At 55.4% G+C, this 25,145-nt stretch carries 23 protein-coding genes, 3 tRNA genes and 1 rRNA gene; 13 read left to right on the forward strand and 14 right to left on the reverse strand.

Annotated features, from left to right (window positions below):
• Positions 1-7: 7 nt before the first annotated feature.
• The 5 genes from FKCLFG_RS12470 to mltA all read right to left on the reverse strand — a co-directional run bounded on the left by FKCLFG_RS12470 (position 8) and on the right by mltA (position 4,343).
• Positions 8-83, reverse strand: a tRNA-Ala gene (locus FKCLFG_RS12470).
• A gap of 20 nt (positions 84-103) precedes the next feature.
• Positions 104-180, reverse strand: a tRNA-Ile gene (locus tag FKCLFG_RS12475).
• A 152-nt stretch (positions 181-332) separates the two neighbouring features.
• Positions 333-1,865 (reverse strand): 16S ribosomal RNA (locus FKCLFG_RS12480).
• 458 nt (positions 1,866-2,323) lie between these two features.
• The gene (locus tag FKCLFG_RS12485; RefSeq protein WP_472613405.1) at positions 2,324-3,100 is read right to left on the reverse strand and encodes an enoyl-CoA hydratase; all 777 of its coding nucleotides are present in this window, start codon (positions 3,098-3,100) and stop codon (positions 2,324-2,326) included.
• Position 3,101: 1 nt separating this feature from the next.
• On the reverse strand, positions 3,102-4,343 hold the full coding sequence (mltA, locus tag FKCLFG_RS12490; protein ID WP_472613406.1) for a murein transglycosylase A: 1,242 nt from the start codon (positions 4,341-4,343) through the stop codon (positions 3,102-3,104).
• Here mltA and FKCLFG_RS12495 point away from each other — a divergent pair.
• On the forward strand, positions 4,342-4,482 hold the full coding sequence (locus FKCLFG_RS12495) for a hypothetical protein (RefSeq protein ID WP_472613407.1): 141 nt from the start codon (positions 4,342-4,344) through the stop codon (positions 4,480-4,482). The genes mltA and FKCLFG_RS12495 overlap by 2 nt on opposite strands.
• 2 nt (positions 4,483-4,484) lie before the next feature.
• Here the strand turns inward: FKCLFG_RS12495 and apaG are convergent, their stop codons facing one another.
• Positions 4,485-4,859 carry a Co2+/Mg2+ efflux protein ApaG gene (gene apaG, locus FKCLFG_RS12500; protein WP_472613408.1) on the reverse strand — a complete coding sequence of 125 codons (375 nt, stop codon included), beginning with the start codon at positions 4,857-4,859 and terminating at the stop codon, positions 4,485-4,487.
• 159 nt (positions 4,860-5,018) lie between these two features.
• Here apaG and rpe point away from each other — a divergent pair, with 159 nt between their 5' ends.
• From rpe to FKCLFG_RS12535, 7 genes are all read left to right on the forward strand, one after another.
• Complete coding sequence (rpe, locus tag FKCLFG_RS12505; protein WP_472613409.1) at positions 5,019-5,699, forward strand: ribulose-phosphate 3-epimerase; 681 nt, start codon at positions 5,019-5,021, stop codon at positions 5,697-5,699.
• Entirely contained in the window at positions 5,696-6,430 is a 735-nt protein-coding gene (locus FKCLFG_RS12510; RefSeq protein WP_472613410.1) for a phosphoglycolate phosphatase, read from the forward strand. The genes rpe and FKCLFG_RS12510 overlap by 4 nt, the downstream gene beginning before the upstream one ends.
• A 192-nt stretch (positions 6,431-6,622) precedes the next feature.
• Positions 6,623-8,119, forward strand: a complete 1,497-nt coding sequence (gene trpE, locus FKCLFG_RS12515; RefSeq protein WP_472613411.1) for an anthranilate synthase component I — start codon at positions 6,623-6,625, stop codon at positions 8,117-8,119.
• Between the two features lies 1 nt (position 8,120).
• On the forward strand, positions 8,121-8,690 hold the full coding sequence (locus FKCLFG_RS12520) for an aminodeoxychorismate/anthranilate synthase component II (RefSeq protein ID WP_472613412.1): 570 nt from the start codon (positions 8,121-8,123) through the stop codon (positions 8,688-8,690).
• The gene (gene trpD / locus FKCLFG_RS12525; protein ID WP_472613413.1) at positions 8,690-9,739 is read left to right on the forward strand and encodes an anthranilate phosphoribosyltransferase; all 1,050 of its coding nucleotides are present in this window, start codon (positions 8,690-8,692) and stop codon (positions 9,737-9,739) included. The genes FKCLFG_RS12520 and trpD overlap by 1 nt, the downstream gene beginning before the upstream one ends.
• 144 nt (positions 9,740-9,883) lie before the next feature.
• Positions 9,884-10,684 (forward strand): indole-3-glycerol phosphate synthase TrpC, encoded by an 801-nt coding sequence (trpC, locus tag FKCLFG_RS12530; RefSeq protein ID WP_472613414.1) that lies wholly within the window; start codon positions 9,884-9,886, stop codon positions 10,682-10,684.
• A gap of 44 nt (positions 10,685-10,728) precedes the next feature.
• Complete coding sequence (locus FKCLFG_RS12535; RefSeq protein ID WP_472613415.1) at positions 10,729-11,211, forward strand: energy transducer TonB; 483 nt, start codon at positions 10,729-10,731, stop codon at positions 11,209-11,211.
• Between the two features lie 122 nt (positions 11,212-11,333).
• Here FKCLFG_RS12535 and FKCLFG_RS12540 read toward each other — a convergent pair whose 3' ends face one another.
• The 4 genes from FKCLFG_RS12540 to FKCLFG_RS12555 all read right to left on the reverse strand — a co-directional run bounded on the left by FKCLFG_RS12540 (position 11,334) and on the right by FKCLFG_RS12555 (position 15,832).
• The gene (locus FKCLFG_RS12540; protein ID WP_472615852.1) at positions 11,334-13,148 is read right to left on the reverse strand and encodes a M61 family metallopeptidase; all 1,815 of its coding nucleotides are present in this window, start codon (positions 13,146-13,148) and stop codon (positions 11,334-11,336) included.
• 25 nt (positions 13,149-13,173) lie between these two features.
• Positions 13,174-13,632, reverse strand: coding sequence for a DUF3429 domain-containing protein (locus FKCLFG_RS12545; RefSeq protein ID WP_472613416.1), 459 nt, complete (start codon positions 13,630-13,632; stop codon positions 13,174-13,176).
• Positions 13,633-13,809: 177 nt separating this feature from the next.
• Positions 13,810-14,523, reverse strand: coding sequence for a DsbC family protein (locus FKCLFG_RS12550; protein WP_472613417.1), 714 nt, complete (start codon positions 14,521-14,523; stop codon positions 13,810-13,812).
• 67 nt (positions 14,524-14,590) lie between these two features.
• Positions 14,591-15,832, reverse strand: a complete 1,242-nt coding sequence (locus FKCLFG_RS12555; protein WP_472613418.1) for an FAD-dependent monooxygenase — start codon at positions 15,830-15,832, stop codon at positions 14,591-14,593.
• An 85-nt stretch (positions 15,833-15,917) separates the two neighbouring features.
• Here FKCLFG_RS12555 and FKCLFG_RS12560 point away from each other — a divergent pair.
• A tRNA-Phe gene (locus FKCLFG_RS12560) sits at positions 15,918-15,993 on the forward strand.
• 314 nt (positions 15,994-16,307) lie between these two features.
• On the opposite strand, the gene FKCLFG_RS12565 is transcribed toward FKCLFG_RS12560, so the two are convergent.
• Both FKCLFG_RS12565 and FKCLFG_RS12570 read right to left on the reverse strand, forming a co-directional pair.
• Positions 16,308-17,120: a universal stress protein gene (locus FKCLFG_RS12565; RefSeq protein ID WP_472613419.1), complete on the reverse strand. Its 813-nt coding sequence runs from the start codon at positions 17,118-17,120 to the stop codon at positions 16,308-16,310.
• Positions 17,121-17,329: 209 nt separating this feature from the next.
• The gene (locus FKCLFG_RS12570) at positions 17,330-17,947 is read right to left on the reverse strand and encodes a TIGR00645 family protein (protein WP_472613420.1); all 618 of its coding nucleotides are present in this window, start codon (positions 17,945-17,947) and stop codon (positions 17,330-17,332) included.
• Between the two features lie 237 nt (positions 17,948-18,184).
• Between FKCLFG_RS12570 and ychF the strand changes: the two genes are divergently transcribed.
• On the forward strand, positions 18,185-19,276 hold the full coding sequence (gene ychF, locus FKCLFG_RS12575) for a redox-regulated ATPase YchF (protein WP_472613421.1): 1,092 nt from the start codon (positions 18,185-18,187) through the stop codon (positions 19,274-19,276).
• Between the two features lie 211 nt (positions 19,277-19,487).
• Positions 19,488-19,808 (forward strand): hypothetical protein, encoded by a 321-nt coding sequence (locus FKCLFG_RS12580; RefSeq protein WP_472613422.1) that lies wholly within the window; start codon positions 19,488-19,490, stop codon positions 19,806-19,808.
• 145 nt (positions 19,809-19,953) lie between these two features.
• On the opposite strand, the gene eda is transcribed toward FKCLFG_RS12580, so the two are convergent.
• Together eda and edd are read right to left on the reverse strand one after the other, a co-directional pair.
• Positions 19,954-20,583: a bifunctional 4-hydroxy-2-oxoglutarate aldolase/2-dehydro-3-deoxy-phosphogluconate aldolase gene (eda, locus tag FKCLFG_RS12585; protein ID WP_472615853.1), complete on the reverse strand. Its 630-nt coding sequence runs from the start codon at positions 20,581-20,583 to the stop codon at positions 19,954-19,956.
• Between the two features lie 2 nt (positions 20,584-20,585).
• A complete protein-coding gene (gene edd, locus FKCLFG_RS12590; RefSeq protein ID WP_472613423.1) occupies positions 20,586-22,511 on the reverse strand; it encodes a phosphogluconate dehydratase in 1,926 nt (641 codons plus the stop codon).
• Positions 22,512-22,734: 223 nt separating this feature from the next.
• On the opposite strand from edd, the gene FKCLFG_RS12595 reads away from it, so the two are divergent.
• Positions 22,735-23,619: an SMP-30/gluconolactonase/LRE family protein gene (locus tag FKCLFG_RS12595; protein ID WP_472613424.1), complete on the forward strand. Its 885-nt coding sequence runs from the start codon at positions 22,735-22,737 to the stop codon at positions 23,617-23,619.
• Between the two features lie 54 nt (positions 23,620-23,673).
• Entirely contained in the window at positions 23,674-25,143 is a 1,470-nt protein-coding gene (zwf, locus tag FKCLFG_RS12600) for a glucose-6-phosphate dehydrogenase (RefSeq protein WP_472613425.1), read from the forward strand.
• Positions 25,144-25,145: the final 2 nt, after the last annotated feature.

Consider the following 25,145-nt stretch of genomic DNA (forward strand, 5'->3'; position numbering starts at 1 on the left):
AGTTACGTGGTGGAGGTTGACGGGATCGAACCGACGACCCCCTGCTTGCAAAGCAGGTGCTCTCCCAGCTGAGCTAAACCCCCAGTATCTTTTTTATACTCTTTGGTAGGTCTGGTTGGACTCGAACCAACGACCCCTGCGTTATCAACACAGTGCTCTAACCAGCTGAGCTACAGACCCGCTTGAATCAGCGACTAGTCAACTCTGCGCTGTTGGTCGTGCGGCTCTTCTTACACAACACACACGCTGGCAGTCCAATTACTGTTCATTGCTGCTCTTCTTTTTCATAACAGTCGATAAGTGTGAACACTTGACTTCAGCACATACTCTAGAAAGGAGGTGATCCAGCCGCACCTTCCGATACGGCTACCTTGTTACGACTTCACCCCAGTCACGAATCCCACCGTGGTAAGCGCCCTCCTTGCGGTTAAGCTACCTACTTCTGGTGAAACCCGCTCCCATGGTGTGACGGGCGGTGTGTACAAGACCCGGGAACGTATTCACCGCGACATGCTGATCCGCGATTACTAGCGATTCCAACTTCATGTAGTCGAGTTGCAGACTACAATCCGGACTACGATACACTTTCTGGGATTAGCTCCCCCTCGCGGGTTGGCGGCCCTCTGTATGTACCATTGTATGACGTGTGAAGCCCTACCCATAAGGGCCATGAGGACTTGACGTCATCCCCACCTTCCTCCGGCTTGTCACCGGCAGTCTCATTAGAGTGCCCTTTCGTAGCAACTAATGACAAGGGTTGCGCTCGTTGCGGGACTTAACCCAACATCTCACGACACGAGCTGACGACAGCCATGCAGCACCTGTGTTACGGCTCTCTTTCGAGCACCCTCTGATCTCTCAAAGGTTCCGTACATGTCAAGGGTAGGTAAGGTTTTTCGCGTTGCATCGAATTAATCCACATCATCCACCGCTTGTGCGGGTCCCCGTCAATTCCTTTGAGTTTTAATCTTGCGACCGTACTCCCCAGGCGGTCTACTTCACGCGTTAGCTGCGTTACTAAGTCAATTAAGACCCAACAACTAGTAGACATCGTTTAGGGCGTGGACTACCAGGGTATCTAATCCTGTTTGCTCCCCACGCTTTCGTGCATGAGCGTCAGTGTTATCCCAGGGGGCTGCCTTCGCCATCGGTATTCCTCCACATATCTACGCATTTCACTGCTACACGTGGAATTCTACCCCCCTCTGACACACTCTAGCCATGCAGTCACAAATGCAGTTCCCAGGTTGAGCCCGGGCATTTCACATCTGTCTTACATAACCGCCTGCGCACGCTTTACGCCCAGTAATTCCGATTAACGCTTGCACCCTACGTATTACCGCGGCTGCTGGCACGTAGTTAGCCGGTGCTTATTCTTCAGGTACCGTCATTAGTAAGCTATATTAGAACTCACCGTTTCTTCCCTGACAAAAGAGCTTTACAACCCGAAGGCCTTCTTCACTCACGCGGCATTGCTGGATCAGGGTTGCCCCCATTGTCCAAAATTCCCCACTGCTGCCTCCCGTAGGAGTCTGGACCGTGTCTCAGTTCCAGTGTGGCTGGTCGTCCTCTCAGACCAGCTACTGATCGTGGCCTTGGTAGGCTTTTACCCTACCAACTAGCTAATCAGATATCGGCCGCTCCACGAGCACAAGGTCCTTGCGAATCCCCTGCTTTCCTCCGTAGATCGTATGCGGTATTAGCGCAACTTTCGCTGCGTTATCCCCCACTCGAGGGTACGTTCCGATATATTACTCACCCGTTCGCCACTCGCCACCAGAGCAAGCTCCGTGCTGCCGTTCGACTTGCATGTGTAAGGCATGCCGCCAGCGTTCAATCTGAGCCAGGATCAAACTCTTCAGTTTAATCTCTGTTTTATGTCATTGCTGACATGGTCCATTTTACCGGACCGGTCGCTCACTCAAAATACTGACAGGCTCTTCTTGAAGTTGCCTCCAAAAAGATCCTATTTTTCTTCTGTGCGAGCATTTGATATTTTAAGTTTCACAACAGATACTTTCGCATCCGTCGCGGCGCTTCCATCAAGTGCTCACACTTATCGACTGTTAGTTGTTAAAGATCTTTCTTTTCTCCGCTAGCCCTGGCATCTTCACCCGGACCAACCAGACTGCAAAGCGTTTTGTTTGCAGCACTGAAGAGGGCAGATTATGCAGCGTTTTTCTTACTCAGTCAACATTTTCTTTCGTCACACCCGGCGCAAACTTCAACTCCCTGCACCCCGCGTTTCGTCCAATCCCGCCAACTTCCGCTGCCACTTCTCTCCCTGCTTATCGCCCCGCCTCTCAGCGGGAGCCGAACTATATCAAACGTTGCAGAACTTTGGCAAGCGCTTTTCTAAAAATGCTTGCATTCCTTCCTTTTGGTCGGAGGTGGCGAATGTGCTGTGAAACATACGGCGCTCGTATTGAATGCCGTCTGCAAGCGACGACTCGTAGGCGCGATTGACAGATTCCTTGATCATCATGACAACGGGCAAAGACATTGAAGCAATCACTGTTGCTGCAGCCAATGTTTCTTCCATTAGTTTATCGGCTGCGACTATGCGTGAAACCAGCCCTGCCCGCTCGGCTTCAACGGCATCCATCATGCGTGCGGTCAAGCACATATCCATGGCCTTAGACTTAGACACTGCACGTGGCAGGCGCTGTGTACCGCCAGCGCCGGGCATGGTGCCAAGCTTGATTTCAGGTTGCCCAAATTTGGCCGTGTCCGCTGCAATGATGAAATCGCACATCATTGCCAACTCACATCCACCGCCCAGTGCATATCCTGCCACAGCAGCAATTACCGGCTTGCGTATTTGTCGAATTTGCTCCCAGTTGCGCGTAATGTAATTGCCTTTGTAAGCATCCATATAGGTGTAATTTGACATTGCGCCGATATCGGCGCCAGCTGCAAACGCTTTATCGCTACCAGTAAGGATGATGCATCCTACATTCTCATCATCATCGAACTTTGACAGTGCATCACCAAGCTCATCCATCAGCTGATCATTTAGTGCATTTAATGCCTTCGGCCTATTCAATTGAATCAAGCCCACTTTGCCATGCATTTCAACGAGAATATTTTCGTAAGTCATATCACCCCTTAGTGAAAGTAAAAAATTTATCGCCCCGCGATAACTTGAAAGGCAGTTTCGGCAGTAACACCCACATCGTGCCGCGCTGTTTCATGTTCCCTGCTTTTTCACCTGCTTCGGCGCCGAAACCCCAGAAAAAATCCGCCCGCACCGGATTCTTGATTGCGCCTCCCGTATCTTGGGCTAGCATCAGGCGCTGCAGCGCGATTGCACTATTCGGTTGCGTTGTTGCCAAAAAAACTGGCGCGCCCATGGGGATGAATTGTGCATCTACGGCAATCGAGCGTTGCGGGGTCAGTGGTAAACCCATTGCGCCTTTTGGCCCCACTTTTGGATCAAGCAATTTTTCTTCCCTGAAGAAGACATAGCTTGGATTTACATTGAATAACTCCGTTTTGCGGGATGGGTTGGCTGCGACCCAGCTCTTGATGCCTTGTGCAGAGGCCTGTTCAAGCTTCAACTCGCCTTGATCGACCAAGTATCTACCAATCGATTTATAGGGGTATCCATTTTGCTCAGCATAAGCGACGCGCACCGTTTCTTTTTCATCCATTAATTGCACGCGTCCGGAGCCTTGCACCTGCAGAAAAAATGCCTCGACAGCGTCATCTACCCAAAACAACTCCTTGCCGGACAGGGTGGCGGACTGCACCAGTTCAGCGCGCGCCGGATAAGGGATTACCTTTTTGCCGGCAAGACGCCCGCGCAAACGCATGCCTTTGAGTTCCGGATATACGCCAGCCAAGTCGATAATAAGCAGGTCGTCCGGCACACGATACAAAGGAGTCTGATAGGGGCCGCCGCGTTTGCGCGAACCGTGTAATAACGGCTCGTAATAGCCGGTCACGAGGCCCTGTTCGCTGCCGTCGGCATTCAAAACCTGATGGGGGACGAAAAACGCTTCAAAAAACGTCCGTATCGCAGTTACATCGGAAGCATTCACATCCCGTGCAATAGTGCAGGGTTCACGCCAGTCTTCTTTTTTGACCAGCACCTGGCAAGAAGTCAGGAACGCCGGCCATGCCTGACGCAAATCATCCTGCTCCCAGCCAGATAAGGCGGAAAAAGTGGTCGGCTTGAGCGTTTCCTGCACTTTTTCTATGGGCTTGACGGACGCCACGCCAGGCTTGATCGGAGGTTTGGCCTGTTGTGTTGTGGTACAAGCGCTGATTGTGAATGCAACCAGAACTGCAGTTACGAGTAAACTAAAACGTGTAAATAACATTGGAAGAGTGTGTGCCATGTGGCTATTAATGGTTGAAGCAGGCTGCGCGATGCTGGTATTGGTGTTCATTGTCTGGTGGACTATGTTTTCAGGCCGCAAACCGCCGCCACTGTCCACGCCAAAAAAACCGACACGCAAGGAAGATGAAGCGCGCTGAAATTAATGCAAGGCGCGGGGCAAGCACAGGACGAACTCCGGTATCTTGACCTCAAATTGCTCACCGTCTTCGGCCACACAGAAGTACGCACCGGTCATGGACCCCTGTGGAGTAGCAAGCGCAGTGCCGCTGGTATATTCGAACTGCTCTCCTGGCGCCAGGAACGGTTGATGACCGACCACCCCGAGGCCACGCACTTGTTCGACATGGTTATTTCCGTCCGTGATGATCCAATGCCGCGAAATTAATTGCGCCGCTATCTGGCCTGTATTCTGAATGGTAATAGCATAGGCAAACACATAACTGGCGCGAGCCGGCTCCGACTGCTCTGCCAAATACTGTGTATTTACTGAGACGGTGAACTCATAAGCTGCCATATTAATTCCTTGAATGTAATCGACATGTATTTGTGCAATTTTTGCAATTCTGCGGTTGTCAATAAATAGTTCATTGCACACCAGAACAGATTGTGACGCAAGGCAAGCCGGGTGCCACAAGGTAAAATGGCGGGTCTTTCTTTTCTATAATATATCGTCATGCCTACTTACCGCATTGCTCCGAGCATCCTTTCCGCCGACTTCGCACGCCTAGGTGAAGAAGTACGCAACGTCATCGCTTCTGGTGCAGACATCATCCACTTTGACGTGATGGACAACCATTACGTTCCCAATTTAACCATTGGCCCTTTGGTTTGCCAAGCTATTCGCCCGCATGTAACAGCAATGATCGATGTGCACCTAATGGTCAAACCGGTGGACCGTATCGTGCCAGATTTTGCCAATGCCGGTGCAAACATCATCACGTTTCATCCAGAGGCATCAGAACATATCGATCGCACCCTGCAATTGATCCGTGACAATGGTTGCAAAGCGGGACTGGTATTCAATCCAGGCACATCTTTGCATTATCTGGATCATGTGATGGACAAGTTAGACATCATTTTAATCATGTCGGTCAACCCAGGCTTCGGTGGCCAATCTTTTATCCCGGAATCTCTGCAAAAAATTGCCGAAGTTCGCCGTCGCATTGATGCCTACCTGACATCCCATCCCGGCCGTGAAATCCTGCTTGAAGTCGACGGCGGCATCAAGGTTGAGAATATCGCCGCTGCAGCCAAAGCCGGTGCGGATACCTTTGTCGCCGGCTCGGCCATCTTCAGCCAAACCGACTACAAGGCCGTGATCGATGCGATGCGCCGCGAATTAGCCGCCGTATGAAAGCAGCAAATGCTCTTCTGTTTGGCGATATCCGCGCTGCCATCATCGACCTCGACGGCACCATGCTCGATACTGCAGCGGATTTCCATGTCGCCATCAACCGAATGCGTGACGAATTTGCGCTGGCGTTACTCGGTATCGGCAGCATCAAGGAATTCGTCGGCAAGGGTACGGAAAATCTGATCCGGCGGGTGCTAGCAGTTGATTTTGACGAACATGCGGCCGAGCGTCATTTCGAGCCGGCAATGGCGTCCTATCAGCGCCATTATCTGGCGATCAATGGCGATTACAGCAGTCTGTATCCGGGTGTTGTCGCCGGTTTGGAGAAATTGCGAATCGATGGCATACGACTGGCTTGCGTGACCAATAAGCCTCTGGATTTTGCTTTGCCGCTGCTGAAAAAAACGCAGTTACATGACTACTTTGAAGTAATTTACGGCGGCGATTCTTTTGCCAAAAAGAAACCGGACCCGATGCCCTTGCTGCAAGTTTTCGCTGATTTTTCCATTGATCCACAGCAAGCGGTGGCCATTGGCGACTCTTCCAACGATGCGCAAGCCGCGCGTGCGGCTGGTTGCCGGGTCTTGAATGTGCCGTATGGCTACAATCACGGGCAATCTATACAAGACGTTGATTCGGATGGTATAGTCGAAACGCTGCTGGAGGCAGCACAATTGATCGCAGCACAACGCGCAATACACCATTCTTCAACTGCATCCATTCTTCTATAACGTCATGTTTCTCGTCAATAAACGTACCGTCACGCAAGCAAGCCAGATTGAGGCTTGGCTTTGGCGACGCTGGCAATCCTGGACTGCATAATCCCTGATCTGCCGTTGTCCATCCCATCCGGGCAACCACGTTTTATAGACAATTTATAGACGCGCCATTGTTGCTAACTAATGGCGCGTCGGAGAATCGACATGACCGAACTTGAATTCAATTCACTGGCCACCCAAGGCTACAACCGTATCCCGCTGATTGTCGAAGCACTGGCCGACCTGGAAACGCCGTTATCGCTGTATCTCAAACTGGCGCAACAAAACAATGTCGGCAAGAATTCGTTCCTGCTCGAATCCGTGGTTGGCGGCGAGCGTTTCGGGCGTTATTCCTTTATCGGCTTGCCTGCCAATACCCTGCTGCGCGCAACCGGCATGCACACGGAATTGGTCAAGGACGGCGCTGTCATCGAAACCCATGACGGCAATCCGCTCGATTTCATCGCGCAATTCCAATCCCGCTTCAAGGTTGCGCTACGGCCCGGCATGCCGCGTTTTTGCGGCGGTCTGGCCGGATATTTCGGCTACGATGCGGTGCGTTACATGGAGCCGCGCCTGGCGCACAGCACGCCGAAAGACGATCTCGGCCTGCCGGATATTCAGTTGCTGCTGACCGAAGAATTGGCGGTAATCGATAACCTGTCCGGCAAGCTGTATCTGATCGTGTACGCCGACCCGACCAAACCGGAAGCGTACAGTCAGACGCGCCAGCGGCTCAAGGATTTGCGCAGTCTGCTGCGTCGCCCTGTAGAAGCCCCGGTCACCAGCAGCAGCGTGCGCACTGAAACCATCCGCGAATTCAGCCAGCAGGATTACTGCGATGCAGTACTGAAATGCAAGGAATACATCGCAGCCGGTGATTGCATGCAGGTAGTCATCGGCCAGCGCCTGAAGAAGCCTTATGTCGACTCGCCGTTATCGCTATATCGTGCGCTGCGCGCACTGAATCCATCGCCTTACATGTACTTTTACAATTTCGGCGACATGCAGATCATCGGTTCATCGCCGGAAATCCTGGTGCGCAACGAAAACCTGAGCGCCGATCTGCAGAAAATCACGATTCGTCCGCTGGCCGGCACCCGTCCGCGCGGCGCAACGCCAGAGCAGGATGCGGCACTGGCGAAAGAATTGCTGGCAGACCCGAAAGAAATAGCGGAACACGTGATGCTGATCGACCTGGCGCGCAACGATATCGGCCGTATCGCCGAAACCGGCAGCGTCAACGTCACCGACAAGCTCGCCATCGAAAAATATTCGCATGTACAGCACATCGTCTCGAACGTCGAAGGCTTGCTCAAACCAGGTTTGTCGAATCTGGACGTGCTGAAAGCGACCTTTCCTGCCGGCACCCTGTCCGGCGCGCCAAAAGTGCGGGCGATGGAAATCATCGATGCACTGGAACCGGTCAAGCGCGGCATCTACGGCGGCGCCTGCGGCTATCTGAGTTTCAGCGGCGAAATGGATGTTGCGATTGCGATCCGCACCGGCATCCTGAAAGACGGCATGCTGTACGCGCAAGCGGGTGCCGGCATCGTCGCCGATTCGATACCCGAATCCGAATGGCAAGAAACTGAAAACAAGGCGCGCGCGATCATGCGCGCCGCCGAGCAAGTGCAAGATGGCCTGGACGGGGAGATTTGACATGCTGCTGATGATCGACAATTACGATTCATTCACCTACAACCTGGTGCAATATTTCGGCGAACTGGGCGAAGACGTGCGCACCTTTCGCAACGACGAAATCACGCTGGACGACATCGCCGCGCTGCAGCCGGATCGCATCTGCATCTCGCCCGGTCCCTGTACGCCGACAGAAGCGGGGATTTCGGTGCCGCTGCTGCAGCACTTTGCCGGCAAGTTGCCGATTCTCGGGGTCTGTCTCGGACACCAAAGCATCGGCGCCGCTTTCGGTGGCAAGGTGGTGCGCGCCAAACAGATAATGCACGGCAAGACTTCGCCGATCGCACATACCGGCGTCGGCGTGTTCCACGGCTTGCCCAGCCCGTTCACCGTGACCCGTTACCACTCGCTGGCGATAGAACGCGCTTCGCTGCCGGACTGTCTGGAAGTCACCGCCTGGACCGATGACGGCGAAATCATGGGCGTGCGCCACAAAACGTTCGACATCCAGGGCGTGCAATTCCACCCTGAATCCATTTTGTCCGAGCACGGCCATGCGCTGCTGCGCAACTTCATCGAAGGAAAAGTATGATGCCGCATTTGTCAGAATTCACGCCGCAGGAAGCGCTGCTGCGCTGCATCGAACACCGCGAAATTTTCCATGACGAAATGCTGTCGCTATTTCGCAAAATCATGAGCGGCGAAATGTCGCCTGTGATGATTGCGGCGCTGACAATCGGCTTGCGCGTGAAAAAGGAAAGCATCGGAGAAATCACCGCCGCCGCCCAGGTGATGCGCGAATTTTCAACCAAAGTGCCGATGGCCGACACCACCAACCTGCTCGATATCGTCGGCACCGGCGGCGATGGCGCGCACACGTTCAATATCTCGACCGCCTCGATGTTCGTCGCCGCAGCCGCCGGAGCGCGCGTGGCCAAACATGGCGGGCGCAGCGTATCGTCGTCTTCCGGCAGCGCCGACGTGCTGGAAGCGCTGGGAGTGAACATCAACTTGAAGCCGGAACAGATCGCGCAATCGATCGCGCAAACCGGTATCGGCTTCATGTTTGCTCCGAACCATCATGCGGCGATGAAGCATGCGGCTCCGGTACGCCACGAACTAGGCGTGCGGACGATTTTCAATATCCTGGGACCGCTGACCAATCCGGCCGGCGCACCGAATATCCTGATGGGCGTATTCCATCCCGATCTGGTCGGAATTCAGGTGCGCGTGCTGCAACGCCTCGGCGCGCAACGTGCGATTGTGGTCTGGGGGCGCGACAATATGGATGAAGTTTCGCTCGGCGCGGCCACCATGATCGGCGAACTGATCGACGGCGAAATTCGCGAATACGAAATCCATCCAGAAGATTTTGGCCTGCAGATGGTCGCCAGTCGCAATCTGAAAGTCGCCAATGCGGCCGAATCGAAGCAGAAAATTTTCGAAGCGCTGGAAAATCAGCCCGGTGCAGTAGCCGACATCGTCGCCCTGAACGCCGGCGCCGGACTGTTTGCGGCTGGAATCGCTACATCGATCGAGGATGGACTGCGACAGGCGCGCGCTGCGATGGCATCCGGCGCGGCACGCAAAAAACTGGACCAGTTCGTCGCCGTGACGCAGCAGTTAGGCGCCGCCGCATAATTATGCGATTGCACCCGCAATAAACATACTGCATTGTGTAATTTTTAATTCCGCATATAAAATATGCGGAATGTTGGTTATTTTTACCTATACTCCATTAAATGCCGCTGTTTAAAGACAGCATGAAAACCGAGTAAAACCATCATGTCCGACATTCTGAACAAAATTCTGGCGATCAAAGTCGATGAAGTGGCCGCCGCAAAAAAATACCGCGCACTGGCCAGCCTGCGGCGCGAAGTCGAAACCGACACCGCAGCGCGCAATGACTTGCGCGGCTTCGAAGCAAGTCTGCGTGCGAAGATCAATGCCGGCGGCGCTGGCGTGATCGCCGAAGTCAAAAAAGCCTCGCCCTCCAAAGGCGTGATCCGGGCCGATTTCCATCCGGCCCAGATTGCCGCCAGTTACGCCGCCCACGGCGCAGCCTGTCTGTCGGTACTGACCGATGTGCACTTTTTCCAGGGCGCGCCCGATTACCTGAAAGCCGCGCGCGCCGCCTGCGCATTGCCAGCCTTGCGCAAGGATTTCATGATCGACCCGTACCAGATTTACCAGGCGCGTTCATGGGGCGCGGATGCGATTCTGCTGATTGTGGCGGCACTCGATCACGGTTTGATGGCGGAACTGGAAGCCTGCGCGACCGAACTCGGGATGGGTGTGCTGGTGGAAGTCCACAACGGCATCGAGTTGGATGCGGCGCTCAAGCTTAAAACACATCTGCTCGGCATCAACAACCGCAACCTGCGCACTTTTGAGACTTCGCTGCAAACCACGCTCGACCTGTTGTCGCGGATTCCACCCGACAAACTGGTGATTACCGAATCCGCGATTCATACACCGGACGACGTCAAGCGCATGCGCGACGCCCAGGTACACGCGTTCCTGGTCGGCGAAGCCTTCATGCGCGCCCCGGAACCGGGCGTAGAATTAAGGCGTCTGTTCGCTTAAAAGCACCCCAGTTCAGCGAGCGCAATCCAGCATCGGGAGCCGCCATGCGCACCTTGCAAAATGCACTGATCGCCAGTAGCGCGGCCGTGCTGTTCGGCTGTAATTCGCTTTCAATGTTGCTACCGCAATCATCAGTCACTCGGCCCCACCCCGCCGCCAGCGCCAGCCCGACAATGAGCCCGTCCCAGGCCCGTCATCTGGATGAGTACAAGATCGACGTCGCCCAGCATATTTTGACAGCCAATTCCGGCCACACCTTCAGCGGCCAATTGCCGCCGATGCTGCCGGCCATCGTGGTGGTCAGCATCGGCATCGACGCCAATGGCAAGTTGAGCCAAGCGGTAGTGCAGCGTTCGCGCGATCCTGAAGCCTCGCGGGTGGCGCTGGCCAGCCTCAGGCGCGTCGGCCCTTACCCGAAACCGGCCCGGCTGCTGCACTCCGGCAGCAAGATGCTGGAATTCTCCGAAACCTTCCTGTTCAACTCCGATTACAAGTTCCAGCTGCGCACGCTGGCTGCGCCGCAATGAATTTTAAAATAGGCAGTATGCCAATAAACCATGCCATTACCGCATATAAACAGTGCGAATATTAAAAATACTCCAGCATAATTTGCAAATATGAAATAGTGCAGGCCTCCGTGCCTGCACTACTAATCAAGAACTGTCTGCAACCACGCCGCGCGTTTGCGCGCAATCGCCAGCGGCTTCGGTTCGGCCCGCAAAGACCATTGCGGCGCAGAATCGTTGGCCAGCGTGACATCAAATGCCATCAGCACATCGCCCCGGTAGGCATGCAGCACGACCGCATCGCCGACACGGTAGCGCGACAACAATGCATCCAGATTAGTCGCCGTCACCCGCAAACCGTCCAGCGCCAGCAATAAATCTCCAGCCGACAAGCCGCCTTGATGCGCGGCGCCGCCTTCATATACGTTGGCGATTTTGCAGAAACTGCCATTGCGCACGCTGCGCAAACCGAGGTCCGGCTTGTCTTTATGCCGTCCGTCCGACAGGCTCACGCCAAAAGGCGCCAGCAGTTTCGCCAATGGCAAATCCTCGGTGCCGCGCACATAACGCTCAAAAAAGCGCTTCAGTTTGAGACCGCTGACTTCGTCGACGATGGCTTCAGCTTCCAGTTCGGTAATTCCGGTCAACTTGCCGGCCTGTTTTCCGCGCGCATAAAAATCCTGGCCGTAACGCAGCCACAGCGCACGCATCACGTCATCCAGCGATTTTTTGCCTTTGGTTTCAGTACGGATGGTCAGGTCCAGCGCCAGGGCTATCAATGCGCCCTTGGTGTAATAGCTGACGATCGCATTCGGCGCGTTTTCGTCCTGGCGATAATACTTGCTCCAGGCGTCGAAACTGGAGTCGGCCACGCTTTGCTTGCTGCGGCCGCTGCCGCGCAACACATTGTTGATCGTCTTCGCCACCAGTTTGAGATAAGCCGACTGGTCGATTGTGCCGCTGCGCAGCAGCATCAGATCGTCGTAATAGCTGGTGAAACCTTCGAACAACCACAGCAGCGACGTGTAGTTTTCCACCTGCAAATCATAGGGCGCGAACGCCGCCGGTTTGATGCGCTTGACGTTCCAGGTATGGAAATATTCGTGACTGCACAAGCCGAGGAAGCTGCGATAACCGTCGCTCATCTGCTGTGGCGCTGCAGTGCTTGGCAAGTCGGCGCGGGCACAGATCAGCGCGGTCGATGCGCGATGCTCCAGGCCGCCATAGCCGTCGCCCACCGCAGTCGTCAGGAACACGTAACGCGGCATCGGCGCGCGTTTGCGCTGTGGGTCGAACAGCGCGATCTGCGCGGCACAGATTTTCTTCAGATCGACGGCCAGACGCGCCAGATCCAGGTTCGGCACTTGCCCGCTGATGACGATATCGTGCGGCACGCCGTGCGCCTTGAAAGTCGCCAGCGCGAAAGTCCCCATCTCGACCGGATAATCGATCAGCGCATCGTAATCGTCGGCCACATAGCTGCCGAAGCCATAACGCTGCGCTTTCAATTCCGGCAAGCTGGTCGCAACCCGCCAGTGCGCATAGCCATCGCCCTCGGGACGATTAATTTCGACAATGTGCTGCGCCGTCTCTTGCCCGGCCACGCACAAGAACACGCTGCTGCCGTTGAAAAAGCCGTGGGTCTGATCCAGGTGTGCCGCACGTACCGATTGATCCCATGCGTAAATTTCGTAATGCACAGTCAATGGGCCATTGCACGCCGCCGCTTGCCAGCTGTGCTTGTCCAGCTTGCGCAGCGCCACCTTCTTGCCGCCGGCCTCAGCCCGGATCTGCACGATATTGCGAGCAAATTCACGCATCATGTAACTGCCCGGAATCCAGGCCGGCAAGCTCAGAATCTGTCCCTGCGCATCGGGTACCGGCACCGTCAGCACGACGCAGAACAAGTGCGCGGCAGGATCGCTTGGGACAATCCGGTAACTGATCGCGCTCTGCATTTCAGTCTTCATCTCAACTTTCATTTCAACCTCTCACGTTGCCGGCAATGACCGTCAATGCCAATAAGGCCACCACCGAACAGGTCAGGACAAAACGCATGCGCAGGAACCACTGCGGCAAGCCATACCATCCTAATACATGCTTATCGACCTGATAGGCGCCGATAAAACCGGCCATCAGGACAGCAAAGCCGAAACCACCCACGGTAGTCGCAAACAGCGAAATAATCGTCGGCACCACGCCCCACAACAATACTTTTTTAGTCTGCTCAATCGACAGATGGTCGGAAACCAGCGCGCCGCCCCAGTGGATGCCGCCGAGGAAGGACAGAATCGCAATGCTATAAGCCAGCTGCCCGCGCATGAACACCCCAATCCAGTCTGGCTGCACGTTCCAGCTAGCCAGCATGAGCAGTACAAACGGGATCAGGCCGGCAAAACCGAGGACGTGCGCAAAGCGTTTATTCAGAAAATGCGTATTCATGGAGGGAATTGGGCTGCGCCAGCGCGATGCCGGGCCAGCGCCACATTGAGCGAGTTGGTCAGACGGGTAGTGTAACGGGGATTACTGATAAACAACATGCCGCATGGTGGATGCGGCATGGGGACAAGGATAAACACAAATTGCGGCCGCGCTGCAGCGGCGCACATCAATCGGTACTTATTTGATCGTAGCCAGCTTGGCTTCCAGCCCCTGTGCGTCGATGGCGCCAGGGATGCGCGTGCCGTCGGCAAAGAAGATAGTCGGCGTGCCGGTCACCTTGAGCTTCTTGCCCAGCGCAAGAACTTTTTCGTGCGGGGTGCTGCAGCCCGCTGCCGCTGCAGGCGCCACTTTGCCATTCAGCATCCAGTTATCCCACGCCTTGGTGCGATCCGCACTGCACCAGATATCGCGCGCTTTCATGATCGAATCTTCTGACAGGATGTTGTAGAGGAAGGTATACACGGTTATGTTGTCGATCTCCTGCAAGGTTTTGTCGAAGCGTTTGCAGTAGCCGCAATTGGGATCTTCGAACACCGCAATCATGCGCTTGCCATTGCCCTTGACTACTTTCATCGCAGAAGCCAGCGGAAGGTCGGAGAACTTGATCTTGCTCAGTTCGTCGACCCGCGCCTTCGTATAATCCTGATAGGTTTTGGTGTCCAGAATGCGGCCGATAAAAAGATACTTGGCCTTCTCATCGGTATACAGGATATCGCTGCCGACACGGACTTCGAATAAACCGGAATAAGGCGTCTTGGTCACCGAATCCACTTTTGCGTCCTGCCCCAAACGCGGTTCGATCATTTTCTTTATTGCTATTTCCTGGCTGGTCTGGGCCGCAGCCCAAGCCGATGACAGCGCCAATATGGCTACAAGTGCCAACTTATGCATTTCATTACTCCGAATTGATTGCATTACGGCAGGAACACTGCCTGAATTTCTAGAATATTTATATTGATTACTTGCCGCCTAAAGCATGCGATATCAATATCCGCTTTAGGACAGGGAGTTTATCTATCAAGTTCAATCCTGCATTCAAAGCCATGCGAACCGGTGCAAAATCAGTCGCAAAAAGTCGCGCCAGACTATCTGTCGCCAATTGCATCAGCAGGATGTCTTCCTTGCGACCGCGCGCATAACGCGCCAGCACGCGCGCATCGCCGCAATCGCGGTGGGCTTCGCGCGCAGCGACCGCTTCGAGCAATCCGGCGACATCCGCGAAACCCAGATTCATCCCATGTCCAGCCAACGGATGCACCACATGCGCGGCGTCGCCCACCAAAGCCACGCGTGGAGCGACAATCGCATGCGGGCGAATCAATGCCAATGGAAATGCTTTCACTTGCTCCGGCTGAACCGGGCGCAACAGCCCCAGTTGCTCGCCGCAGAACACTTGCAAGCGCGCCGCGATCTGGGCCGGAGTCTCGCGCATCAGGATTTCCGCCAGTGCCTCCGGCGCCGACCAGACCAGCGACACGCGCTGACCCGGCAGCGGCAACAAGGCAACGATCCCTTCGGTGGCGGTAAACCACTGGTAGGCGACTCCATGATGCGGCTTGTCGCACTCGAAATTGGTAACCACGCCGCGCTGACCATACGACCGGTAATCGATCCCGATATCGCACTTGTTGCGCACCCAGGACTGGCCACCGTCAGCACCCACCATCAGCGACGCGCACAGCGTACCGCCATTTTCCAGCGTGATCACGGCACTCTCGCTAGTGTTGTGCAGCGCTGTCGCACGGCCCTGCACGACGCGCACTCTGGGCGCGAATTTCAGTGCCGAATCCAGCGCCGCATTCAGATTGCGATCTTCCACAATCCACGCCAGCGCGCCGACATGTGCGCCATACGCATCGAAGCCGAGCAGGCCGGAATGCTTGCCGTCATCACCCTGCACCACCATTTCATCGACAGCCGCGATACGCGATGCATCCAGCGCATCCCACACCTTGACCGAAGACAGCAACGCATGCGCGACATGGTTCAATGCATACACCCGCGCATCCCAACCCTGCGTCAAGGCAGATGAATCTCTGGCTGGCGCTGCCACAGGGCCAAGTAGCGTAACGCTCAAACCCGCCTGCGCAAAACCCAATGCAGTCGCCTTGCCAATGACGCCATTGCCAACGACACAAACATCACTTTGTATCGGGAATGGGGGCGAAGCAGCGACTGAAAATGAAGATGAAGTATTCATGGACGGATTATAACGGCTGCATGAAAAAGAAAATTAACGATCCACTTTGCTTATTGAAAATTCTTTTGCTATAATTCGGCTCCTTGGCCTGGTAGCTCAGTCGGTAGAGCAGAGGATTGAAAATCCTTGTGTCGGTGGTTCGATTCCGCCCCGGGCCACCAAGAATGTGTATTACGAAACGCCAACCTTCACGGGTTGGCGTTTTTGTTTGTGGGACGAGAAGTTCTCGTGCCCAGTCTATTTCCGTTTTCACTTGGTTTTCAAAAACTACCGTGCCACAAATTTTCCTTGCGGTCACAAAATACGAGCGCATGGGTATTGTTTCGTAAATTCAGGAAAATCAGCCTGATGTTTGTGCCAATCAAGTCCCTGCACCTGGGTTATCTCTTAGCGGCCATAAAAAAAAGACCACTAAAAATTAGTGGTCTTCTTCGCGCATCAAGCACCCGGGGTCTGGCGCTTCTCGAACCGAGTCTTAATTGGACATCAGAACCGGCACTGTCATGTGCCGAAGTATGTAGCGGGTGCCTGCGCCACGGCTGACAAACGGCAGCCCGATATGGCCATGGGCGCCCATGACCAGCAGGTCGGATCCGAAGTCGGCGGCCCGGTTGAGCAACATGTCCATGATGCCGATGTCGTTGACCAGCATGATTTCCGATTTGGCCTGGATGCCGTGGCAGGCAAGATGACGGGTTACTTCATTACTACTGTTACGGGCATCTTCAGTGGTGGTGGAGAACGACATTACAGTGGCGTCATCACAGCCTTCCATTAGTGGCAGAGCATCGTTGAGCGCGCGGGCAGCCTCGCGGGCGTTGCTCCAGGCGATCAGCGGACGCTTGGCCACTTCAGAGAACGTTCCGACGTAAGGCAGGATCAGTACCGGCCGGCCAGAATTGAGAACCACTTCCTCGACCAGATCAGCCGGCACATAAGACTTGGCTGTTTCGTCATGTTGGCCCATTACGACCAAATCGGCATGACGCGCCAGATCGGTGATGTGGCGCAGCACTTCGACTTCGCTACCACGATTGACGTCGTACCATTCGGCCTGCGGCAGGCCGGCAGTGGCTTTCTCGAATGCAGCTTTGCTAGCCTCGGCAGCTTCGGTGTATGCCGCGGTAGGCCAGGTCGAGACCGTGCCCACCTGTTGCGACGGAGCCAGTTGTCCAAACACGCCTATCAGTCGTGCCTGATGCTGGCGTGCCAGCGATGCCGCGAGTTCCAGTCTTGATGCAGTGCGCTTGCCTTGGTCCAGATGAACCATCAAATTCTTCAGTGACATTTTTCATTCTCCGCATCGTCAAAAAACTATTTTCAGATAACACTAAATGTATCTACCTATCGGCCGGTATCGAATCCGCGTGGTCTTGATTCGTCTCCCGGCTTCGATGTGTCAGTATATTCAAGTTCTATGATGCGGTGGCATTAAGTAAGTCTGAAGAACTGGCTTGAAAATGTTTTTGAATTGAAACTGTTGGCTACAGATGGATTTCAATGCGGTTTATTGTGAGCTTGCGTGCCCATCATGATGCGATCACAGTACGCGATCGCCATTGCGGAAAGCAGGAAAACCACATGGATGCCGGTCTGTGCCAGCAGCGTCTTTTCATCATAAGCCTTAGCGTTGATGAAAGTTTTCAGCAAATGGATGGATGAAATGCCGATGATCGCCGTCGCCAGTTTGACTTTCAGTACTGACGCGTTCACATGCGACAACCATTCCGGTTGATCCGGATGACTTTCCAGATTCATCCGCGACACGAAAGTCTCGTAGCCGCCAACGATCACCATGATCAGCAAGTTGGAAATCATCACCACGTCGATCAGGCCCAGCACCACCAGCATGATCGTGGTTTCATTCAACTTGCTGGGTCTGACCATGCCGTCGATCGTGACGGCATCCAGAATATGCTTGAGCGCTGCCTCATTGCCGAACACAGCGCCGATAAGGTCGGACAATTCGACCCAGAAATGAAATACATAGACGCATTGGGCCAGAATCAGGCCGAGATACAGCGGCAGTTGCAGCCAGCGCGTCATGAAAATGAAATTCGCCAGCGGTTGGATTAATTTCCTGGAGGTGATATCAGAATTATTAGAAATTTTCATGAAGCCTTGCTTTCTTAGTGTATGAAAAAATACGTTCCAGCATTTTACACGGGCAAACCATCCCTTCGCGCGCCAGGCCAACGAATGTCCCGGGCGTTAATCAGCTCGGCTGACAAGGCGTGATAAATTTTTTGCAGTAACGTTTGATGCGACTGCTGGCGCAAGTCTCTGTTAAATCAATCCAACATCCGGCATCCGGTAAAATAGCGCCTTAATTCCATTTGCAAAGCACATATCATGAGTCTCCAATGCGGCATCGTCGGCCTGCCTAACGTCGGTAAATCCACCCTTTTCAACGCGCTCACGAAAGCCGGCATTCCGGCCGAGAATTATCCGTTTTGCACCATCGAGCCCAACGTCGGCGTAGTCGAAGTGCCGGACCCGCGCCTGACTGCGCTGTCGGCCATCGTCAAGCCGCAACGGGTGCAAAACGCGATTGTCGAATTCGTCGATATCGCCGGCCTAGTGGCGGGCGCATCCAAGGGCGAAGGCTTGGGTAACCAGTTCCTCGCGCACATCCGCGAAACCGACGCGATTGTCAACGTGGTGCGCTGCTTTGAAGACGACAACGTGATCCATGTCGCCGGCAAGATTAATCCGCTGGACGATATCGAAGTGATCCAGACCGAGTTGGCGCTGGCCGACATGGCCACGGTCGAAAAAGCAATTCATCGCGAACACAAGAAAGCCCGTTCCGGCGACAAGGACGCCGCCAAGCTGGTTGAATTGCTGGAACGCATCATGCCGCATCTGAACGAAGCGCAACCGGTGCGCGCAATGGGGCTGGACGCGGAAGAAATGCTGCTGATCAAGCCGATGTGCCTGATTACCGCCAAGCCGGCGATGTATGTGGCCAACGTGTCCGACACCGGTTTCACCAACAACCCGTTGCTGGATCAACTGACTGCGTATGCGGCATCGCAAAACGCACCGATCGTCGCCATTTGCGCCTCGATCGAAGCTGAAATCGCCGATCTCGAAGAAGAAGACAAGGCTGCCTTCCTGGGCGACATGGGACTGGAAGAGCCTGGCCTGGATCGGCTGATTCGTGCCGCTTACAAGCTGCTCGGTTTGCAGACTTATTTCACCGCTGGCGTGAAGGAAGTGCGCGCCTGGACCATCCACGCGGGCGATACCGGACCGCAGGCAGCCGGCGTGATTCACACCGATTTCGAACGCGGCTACATCCGCGCCCAGACCATTGCATATGAAGACTTCATCACTTACAAGGGCGAAGCGGGCGCCAAGGAGGCGGGCAAGATGCGCGCCGAGGGTAAGGAATATGTGGTCAAGGATGGCGATGTGCTGAATTTCCTGTTCAACGTCTGAACCGAACCACTTGTTGTTGCAGTCGATTTCCTGATGCTTCAAAAATCTCAGGAAATACCCTTAAAGCCCAGTTTTTACTGGGCTTTTTTAATAAGCTGTTTAGCAGGGAGTTGAACGGTTACGCATAAAATGCGATAGATACCAGGCATGAGCAACAGCAAAGTAACTGCATCCATCCACAGCGAAATTTGGACCACAAGGATTTTCCGTTATGACCCGTGATACCTCTGCATACAGACAAGTGATTGTCGAGTCCTTCATCCCGCCGGTTTCCACCGGCAAGCGCGGCTTGGTGCAGATACGGCCGATCCACGGCCAAGCGTTTTCCAGCACGCTGTTGGTGCAGTGCTCCAGGCGGCTGACTGACACCGGGCGATTTCCAGTGGGCACACGGTTTTTACTTTTGGCAAAAATGACCGATCGCCTGGGCGGCACGCCTTTTTTATATGCGTACCACGGCGATCCGGATATCGTCGTCACGCATGCGCAAGCCCAAGCATTCATAGCCGAATTCAAACGGGGCCGGATTTGATTCTTTGCAATGAAGAATAAGCAAGTTGGGATCGGCACAATCCCGAGTATTAAACATACTCCCTACAAAAAATTTAAAACGTGCATTTTTCCGCATATATTTAATGCGGAACTAAAATTTACACCCCACCGGTATAACAATAAGTTTACTGACGCAAGGCACTTGCCGCAGCCGCCAGCGCGGTGATGCGGGCCCAGTCGCCGGAGAGCATCGCGTCTTTTGGCGTCAGCCACGAACCGCCGACGCAGGCCACATTTTTGCAGGCGAGAAATTGCGCTGCGGTCGCGATTGAAATGCCGCCGGTCGGGCAGAAAGTGATGTCCGGCAGCGGCCCGGCTATCGCATTCAACATGCCGATGCCACCGGCCGGCACTGCGGGAAACAGCTTCAACTGCTGAAAGCCCAGCTCGCGCGCGGCCATCACCTCGGATGGCGTCATGACGCCGGGGAGCAAAGGCAAGCCGCTTTTCTTCGCGCCTTCTACCAGCGCCGCAGTCAATCCGGGCGAAACGCCGAATACCGCACCGGCGTCGCGGGCCGCGGCAAATTCCGATGCTTGCGTCAAAGTGCCCACGCCGACTATCGCTTGCGGCACGTGCTCCGCTATGGCGCGGATCGCAGCCAGCCCGTGCGCGGTGCGCAGCGTCACTTCCAGCACGCGGATGCCGCCGGCGACCAAGGCGCGCGCCAGCGGCACCGCATGGGCTAAATCATCGATTGCGATGACCGGAATCACGGCCGAAGTGCGCATGATTTCAAGGATGATAGGCGACATTTTCATATTGGTTTAATCAAGTGATCTTCATCGTTGAACGGTTCGGCGTCCAGCACGTCGGGCTTATGTTCACTGGCAACTTGCAGCAACGGCAGCGGCAATGGGATCGGCAAGCCGAAGGTGGTTGCACCCTCTTCCGCGGCACTCACCGCGGCGCGGAACATGCCGAACAACTCGCGCCCCATGCCGATATGATTGGCCGATAAATCTGCGGTAGCCTGGGCCCGCGCCGCCCATTGTTCGGCTGGCACCAGCGCTTCAACCAAACCGTTTTCGGCGTCGATGCGGATGATGTCGCCATTCATAACGCGGCCCAGCGGACCGCCGGCCAGCACCTCGGGCGAGACGTGGATCACGGCCGGAACTTTGCCCGATGCGCCGGACATGCGGCCATCGGTTACCAGCGCGACATGGCGGCCGGCATCCTGCAAATTTGCCAGCGCCGGGGTCAGCGCATGCAGCTCCGGCATGCCGTTGGCGCGCGGCCCCTGAAAACGCAGCACCGCGACAAAATCACGATCCAGCTGGCCGGCCTTGTAAGCGTGCATGAACGCTTCCTGCGAATCGAACACGATGGCGGGCGCTTCCACCGAGCGATGCTGGGGCTTGACTGCGGACACTTTCATCACCGCACGGCCGAGATTGCCGGACACCAGTTTGATGCCGCCATCGGTGGAAAACGGCTGATCAATGGCGCGCAGCACGTCCTGATCGCCGCTGACAGCAGCGGCGGGTTTCCACATCGCCGTTTGATCCTGCTGCAGGAATGGCTCGCTGCAATGGGCGCGCAAGCCGTGACCCAGAATCGTCGTTACATCGTCGTGCAACAAACCGGCATCCAGCAATTCGCGGATCACGAAACCGGTGCCGCCAGCGGCGTGGAAATGGTTGATATCGGCGTCGCCGTTGGGATAGATGCGGGTCAGCATCGGAATCACTGACGACAACTGGTCAAAGTCATTCCAGTCGATCACGATGCCGGCCGCTTTCGCGATGGCCACCAGATGCAAAGTGTGATTGGTCGATCCGCCGGTTGCCAGCAAGCCGATGATGGCGTTCACTATGGATTTTTCATCCACCAAACGTCCTACCGGCGTGTACTCCTTGCCGTGTTCGGCGATCTCCACTGCGCGCTGCGCAGCGGCTACCGTCAGCGCATCGCGCAAGGGCGTATTCGGGGTGATGAAAGCTGCGCCCGGCAAGTGCAAACCCATCACCTCCATCAAGAGTTGATTGCTGTTGGCGGTGCCGTAAAAAGTACAGGTGCCGGCTGCGTGATACGACTGCGACTCGGCTTCCAGCAGCGCATCGCGGTCGACTTTGCCCTGCGCGTACAGTTGGCGAATGCGGGCTTTTTCCGGGTTCGACATGCCGGAAGTCATCGGCCCGGCCGGGATGAACACCGCCGGCAAGTGGCCGAAATGCAGCGCGCCGATCAGCAGTCCGGGGACGATTTTGTCGCACACGCCGAGATACACCACCGCATCGAACATGTTGTGCGACAGCGCAATCGCGGTCGCCATCGCAATCGTATCGCGCGAGAATAAAGAGAGCTCCATGCCGGGCTGCCCTTGCGTGACGCCATCGCACATCGCCGGCGTGCCACCGGCAAATTGCGCCACCCCGCCGGCAGCGCGCACCGCGTCCTTGATCAGTTGCGGAAAGCGCTCGAAAGGCTGATGCGCCGACAGCATGTCGTTATAGGCAGACACGATCGCCACTGAAGGTTTTTTCTGCTGTTTCAGCACCAGCTTGTCGTTGGCCGGGAACGCGGCAAAACCATGCGCCAGATTAGTGCATGACAAACTGCTGCGCTGGACAGTTTCCAGGCGCGCTGCCTCCAGCCGATCCAGATAGGCCGCACGGTAAGGCGCGCTGCGCGCAATGATGCGCTCGGTGACAACAGATACAACAGGATGAAGCGACATGATGCGATCCTTAGATTTCTAATTGCGTAATATTACTACAAAATAGTGCAACGAATGCGCAATAAACATGCAACGATTGGCTGCCAATAATTGCCATAAAATACCCTGAAGCATGCGTAAAGTTCTGGGACAACCCATTAAATCGATGCACATATTACGTAGTAATTTTACCTAAAATTCCTGTATAGTTTAATTTCGTACCACAACTCTCCCCTCTATTTCGATGAATTCTGTTCAGGTCGCGTTTGACCAGCCGATGCAAGTCGGCGAATGCCCGCTCTGGCATCCGATTGAGGTGGCGTTGTACTGGGTCGACATCGCCGGATATGCAGTGCACCGGCTGCATCCGGCAACTGGCGCGCACAGCAGTTGGCAGATGCCGGCCGAGCCAGGCTGCATTGCACGCAACGCAACCGGCGGATTGATCGTCGCGTTGCGCAGCGGATTCTTCCATCTGAACACCGACGACGGCACATTGCAGGCAATTGCACCCGCGCCTTATGACACAGCGACGACGCGATTCAACGATGGGCGTTGCGATGCTGCAGGACGCTTCTGGGCCGGCTCGCTGTATGAGCCGCGCGACCGGCAATTGGGCGCCATGTATTGCCTCGATCAAGGCACAGTGCATGCGCACTGGAGCGGCGTCACGGTATCGAACGGCCTGGCATTCAGCCCGGACAACCGCACGCTGTATCACGCCGACACTACCGCACACGTGATACGCCGCTATGCATTCGACCTGGAACACGGTGCGGCCAGCGCGCCACAGGTTTTCAGGCAATTCTCCAGCGACAAGCTGCACAATTACGGCGGACGCCCCGACGGTGCCGCAGTCGATAGCGAAGGCGCTTACTGGTGCGCGATGTTTGACGGCGGTCGACTGCTGCGACTGTCGCCGGAAGGCGACATCCTGCGCGAAATCCCGCTACCCTTGCGCTGCCCGACCATGATCGCTTTTGGCGGCGCGGATTTACGCACCTTGTATATCACCAGCGCGCGGCACAATCGTGCTGCGGCAGAACTGGCAGAATATCCATGGTCCGGCTGCCTGCTGTCGATGCGCGTGGAGGTGCCGGGCCTGCCTGAACATGCTTATATCGAATAAATTCAAAACACTTTTTAAAAACGCTTGATCCGATTAATTTACGCAAACCACAAAATGACCCTTAACGACTTCGACTTTGTCCTGTTTGGCGGCAGCGGTGATCTGGCGATGCGGAAATTGCTCCCCGCCTTGTTTTCATGCGGCCTTGCCGGCAGCTTTCCGGACACCGCACGCATTATCTGCATCGGCCGCAATGACTGGAAGCAGGAAGATTTCCACCGTGAAGTCGATAAGAATGCCAAAAGTCACATCAAAAAATCTCCTGACGCCGCATCCTGGCAGGCATTCCTGAACCGCATCGTCTATGTGCGCCTGGACGCCGACGACCCCGCCAGCTATCCAGCGCTGGTTGCGGCGCTACGCGACGATGCGGCGATCACGCGCGTGTATTACCTGGCTACGCCGCCGGGCCTGTTTTCCAAGATTTGCAGCAACCTTGCCGCATCTGGATTGGTGAACAAAAACTCCCGTGTAGTCCTGGAAAAACCGCTCGGTCGCGACCTGGCCAGCGCCAAGCAGATCAATGCTGAAGTCGGCTGTGTGTTCTCGGAGTCGCAGATATTTCGCATCGATCATTATCTGGGCAAGGAAACGGTACAGAATTTGCTGGCACTGCGTTTCGGCAATGTACTGTTTGAGCCGCTATGGCGGCGCGAATGGATTTCCGACGTGCAAATCACCATCGCCGAAGATTTGGGCGTGGGCACCCGGATGGGTTATTACGATACCTCCGGCGCATTGCGCGACATGCTGCAAAACCATCTGCTGCAACTATTGTGCATCGTCGCCATGGAGCCGCCGACATCGATTGCCCCCGATGCGGTACGCGACGCAAAACTACAGGTGCTGCATTCGCTGCGCCGCTTTACGCCGACCACACTGGCGCAAGATGTGGTCCGCGGCCAATACCGCGCCGGTTACATTGAAGGCGTTGCGGTGCCCGGTTATCGCGATGAAGCCGGCGCCGATCCGCATTCACGCACCGAAAGCTTTGTTGCCTTGAAAACGGAAATCGATAGCTGGCGCTGGGCCGGCGTGCCGTTTTATTTAAGAACCGGAAAGCGCATGCCCGATCGCCTGGCTGAAATCGTGGTGCGTTTCAAGTCGATTCCCCATTCTATTTTTGCCCAGGCCAGCAGCAGTTTTCAGCCAAACTGCCTGGTCATCCGGCTCCAGCCGGATGAAGGACTTACACTGCACTTGATGGCTAAAACACCCGGCGACAGCATGCGCCTGAAGCCGGTTGAACTGGAGATGGATTTCCTCGAAACCTTTCGCGCACCGCGCATGGAAGCTTATGAGCGTTTGCTGCTGGATGTATTGCGCGGCCAGCTCACGCTGTTCATGCGCGGCGATGAACTGGAGGCGGCATGGGAATGGATCGAACCGGTCCTGAACCACTGGGAGCAGAACGAAATTGAGCCCATTGCGTATACTGCCGGCACTTGGGGGCCTCCAGCTGCCAGCGCCTTGATCGGCCGCAACGGCCTGCAGTGGCGCGAAGAAGTCTTGCCGCAATCCTGAAA

The organism is Gelidimonas denitrificans, assembly GCF_055694065.1.

Excerpts from the sequence above, each read along its gene's own strand:
- FKCLFG_RS12485 (WP_472613405.1), bottom strand. The coding sequence starts at position 3,100 with ATGACTTACGAAAATATTCTCGTTGAAATGCATGGCAAAGTGGGCTTG.
- FKCLFG_RS12495 (WP_472613407.1), top strand. The coding sequence starts at position 4,342 with ATGTGGCTATTAATGGTTGAAGCAGGCTGCGCGATGCTGGTATTGGTG.
- mltA (WP_472613406.1), bottom strand. The coding sequence starts at position 4,343 with ATGGCACACACTCTTCCAATGTTATTTACACGTTTTAGTTTACTCGTA.
- apaG (WP_472613408.1), bottom strand. The coding sequence starts at position 4,859 with ATGGCAGCTTATGAGTTCACCGTCTCAGTAAATACACAGTATTTGGCA.
- rpe (WP_472613409.1), top strand. The coding sequence starts at position 5,019 with ATGCCTACTTACCGCATTGCTCCGAGCATCCTTTCCGCCGACTTCGCA.
- FKCLFG_RS12510 (WP_472613410.1), top strand. The coding sequence starts at position 5,696 with ATGAAAGCAGCAAATGCTCTTCTGTTTGGCGATATCCGCGCTGCCATC.
- trpE (WP_472613411.1), top strand. The coding sequence starts at position 6,623 with ATGACCGAACTTGAATTCAATTCACTGGCCACCCAAGGCTACAACCGT.
- FKCLFG_RS12520 (WP_472613412.1), top strand. The coding sequence starts at position 8,121 with ATGCTGCTGATGATCGACAATTACGATTCATTCACCTACAACCTGGTG.
- trpD (WP_472613413.1), top strand. The coding sequence starts at position 8,690 with ATGCCGCATTTGTCAGAATTCACGCCGCAGGAAGCGCTGCTGCGCTGC.
- trpC (WP_472613414.1), top strand. The coding sequence starts at position 9,884 with ATGTCCGACATTCTGAACAAAATTCTGGCGATCAAAGTCGATGAAGTG.
- FKCLFG_RS12535 (WP_472613415.1), top strand. The coding sequence starts at position 10,729 with ATGCGCACCTTGCAAAATGCACTGATCGCCAGTAGCGCGGCCGTGCTG.
- FKCLFG_RS12540 (WP_472615852.1), bottom strand. The coding sequence starts at position 13,148 with ATGCAGAGCGCGATCAGTTACCGGATTGTCCCAAGCGATCCTGCCGCG.
- FKCLFG_RS12545 (WP_472613416.1), bottom strand. The coding sequence starts at position 13,632 with ATGAATACGCATTTTCTGAATAAACGCTTTGCGCACGTCCTCGGTTTT.
- FKCLFG_RS12550 (WP_472613417.1), bottom strand. The coding sequence starts at position 14,523 with ATGCATAAGTTGGCACTTGTAGCCATATTGGCGCTGTCATCGGCTTGG.
- FKCLFG_RS12555 (WP_472613418.1), bottom strand. The coding sequence starts at position 15,832 with ATGAATACTTCATCTTCATTTTCAGTCGCTGCTTCGCCCCCATTCCCG.
- FKCLFG_RS12565 (WP_472613419.1), bottom strand. The coding sequence starts at position 17,120 with ATGTCACTGAAGAATTTGATGGTTCATCTGGACCAAGGCAAGCGCACT.
- FKCLFG_RS12570 (WP_472613420.1), bottom strand. The coding sequence starts at position 17,947 with ATGAAAATTTCTAATAATTCTGATATCACCTCCAGGAAATTAATCCAA.
- ychF (WP_472613421.1), top strand. The coding sequence starts at position 18,185 with ATGAGTCTCCAATGCGGCATCGTCGGCCTGCCTAACGTCGGTAAATCC.
- FKCLFG_RS12580 (WP_472613422.1), top strand. The coding sequence starts at position 19,488 with ATGACCCGTGATACCTCTGCATACAGACAAGTGATTGTCGAGTCCTTC.
- eda (WP_472615853.1), bottom strand. The coding sequence starts at position 20,583 with ATGTCGCCTATCATCCTTGAAATCATGCGCACTTCGGCCGTGATTCCG.
- edd (WP_472613423.1), bottom strand. The coding sequence starts at position 22,511 with ATGTCGCTTCATCCTGTTGTATCTGTTGTCACCGAGCGCATCATTGCG.
- FKCLFG_RS12595 (WP_472613424.1), top strand. The coding sequence starts at position 22,735 with ATGAATTCTGTTCAGGTCGCGTTTGACCAGCCGATGCAAGTCGGCGAA.
- zwf (WP_472613425.1), top strand. The coding sequence starts at position 23,674 with ATGACCCTTAACGACTTCGACTTTGTCCTGTTTGGCGGCAGCGGTGAT.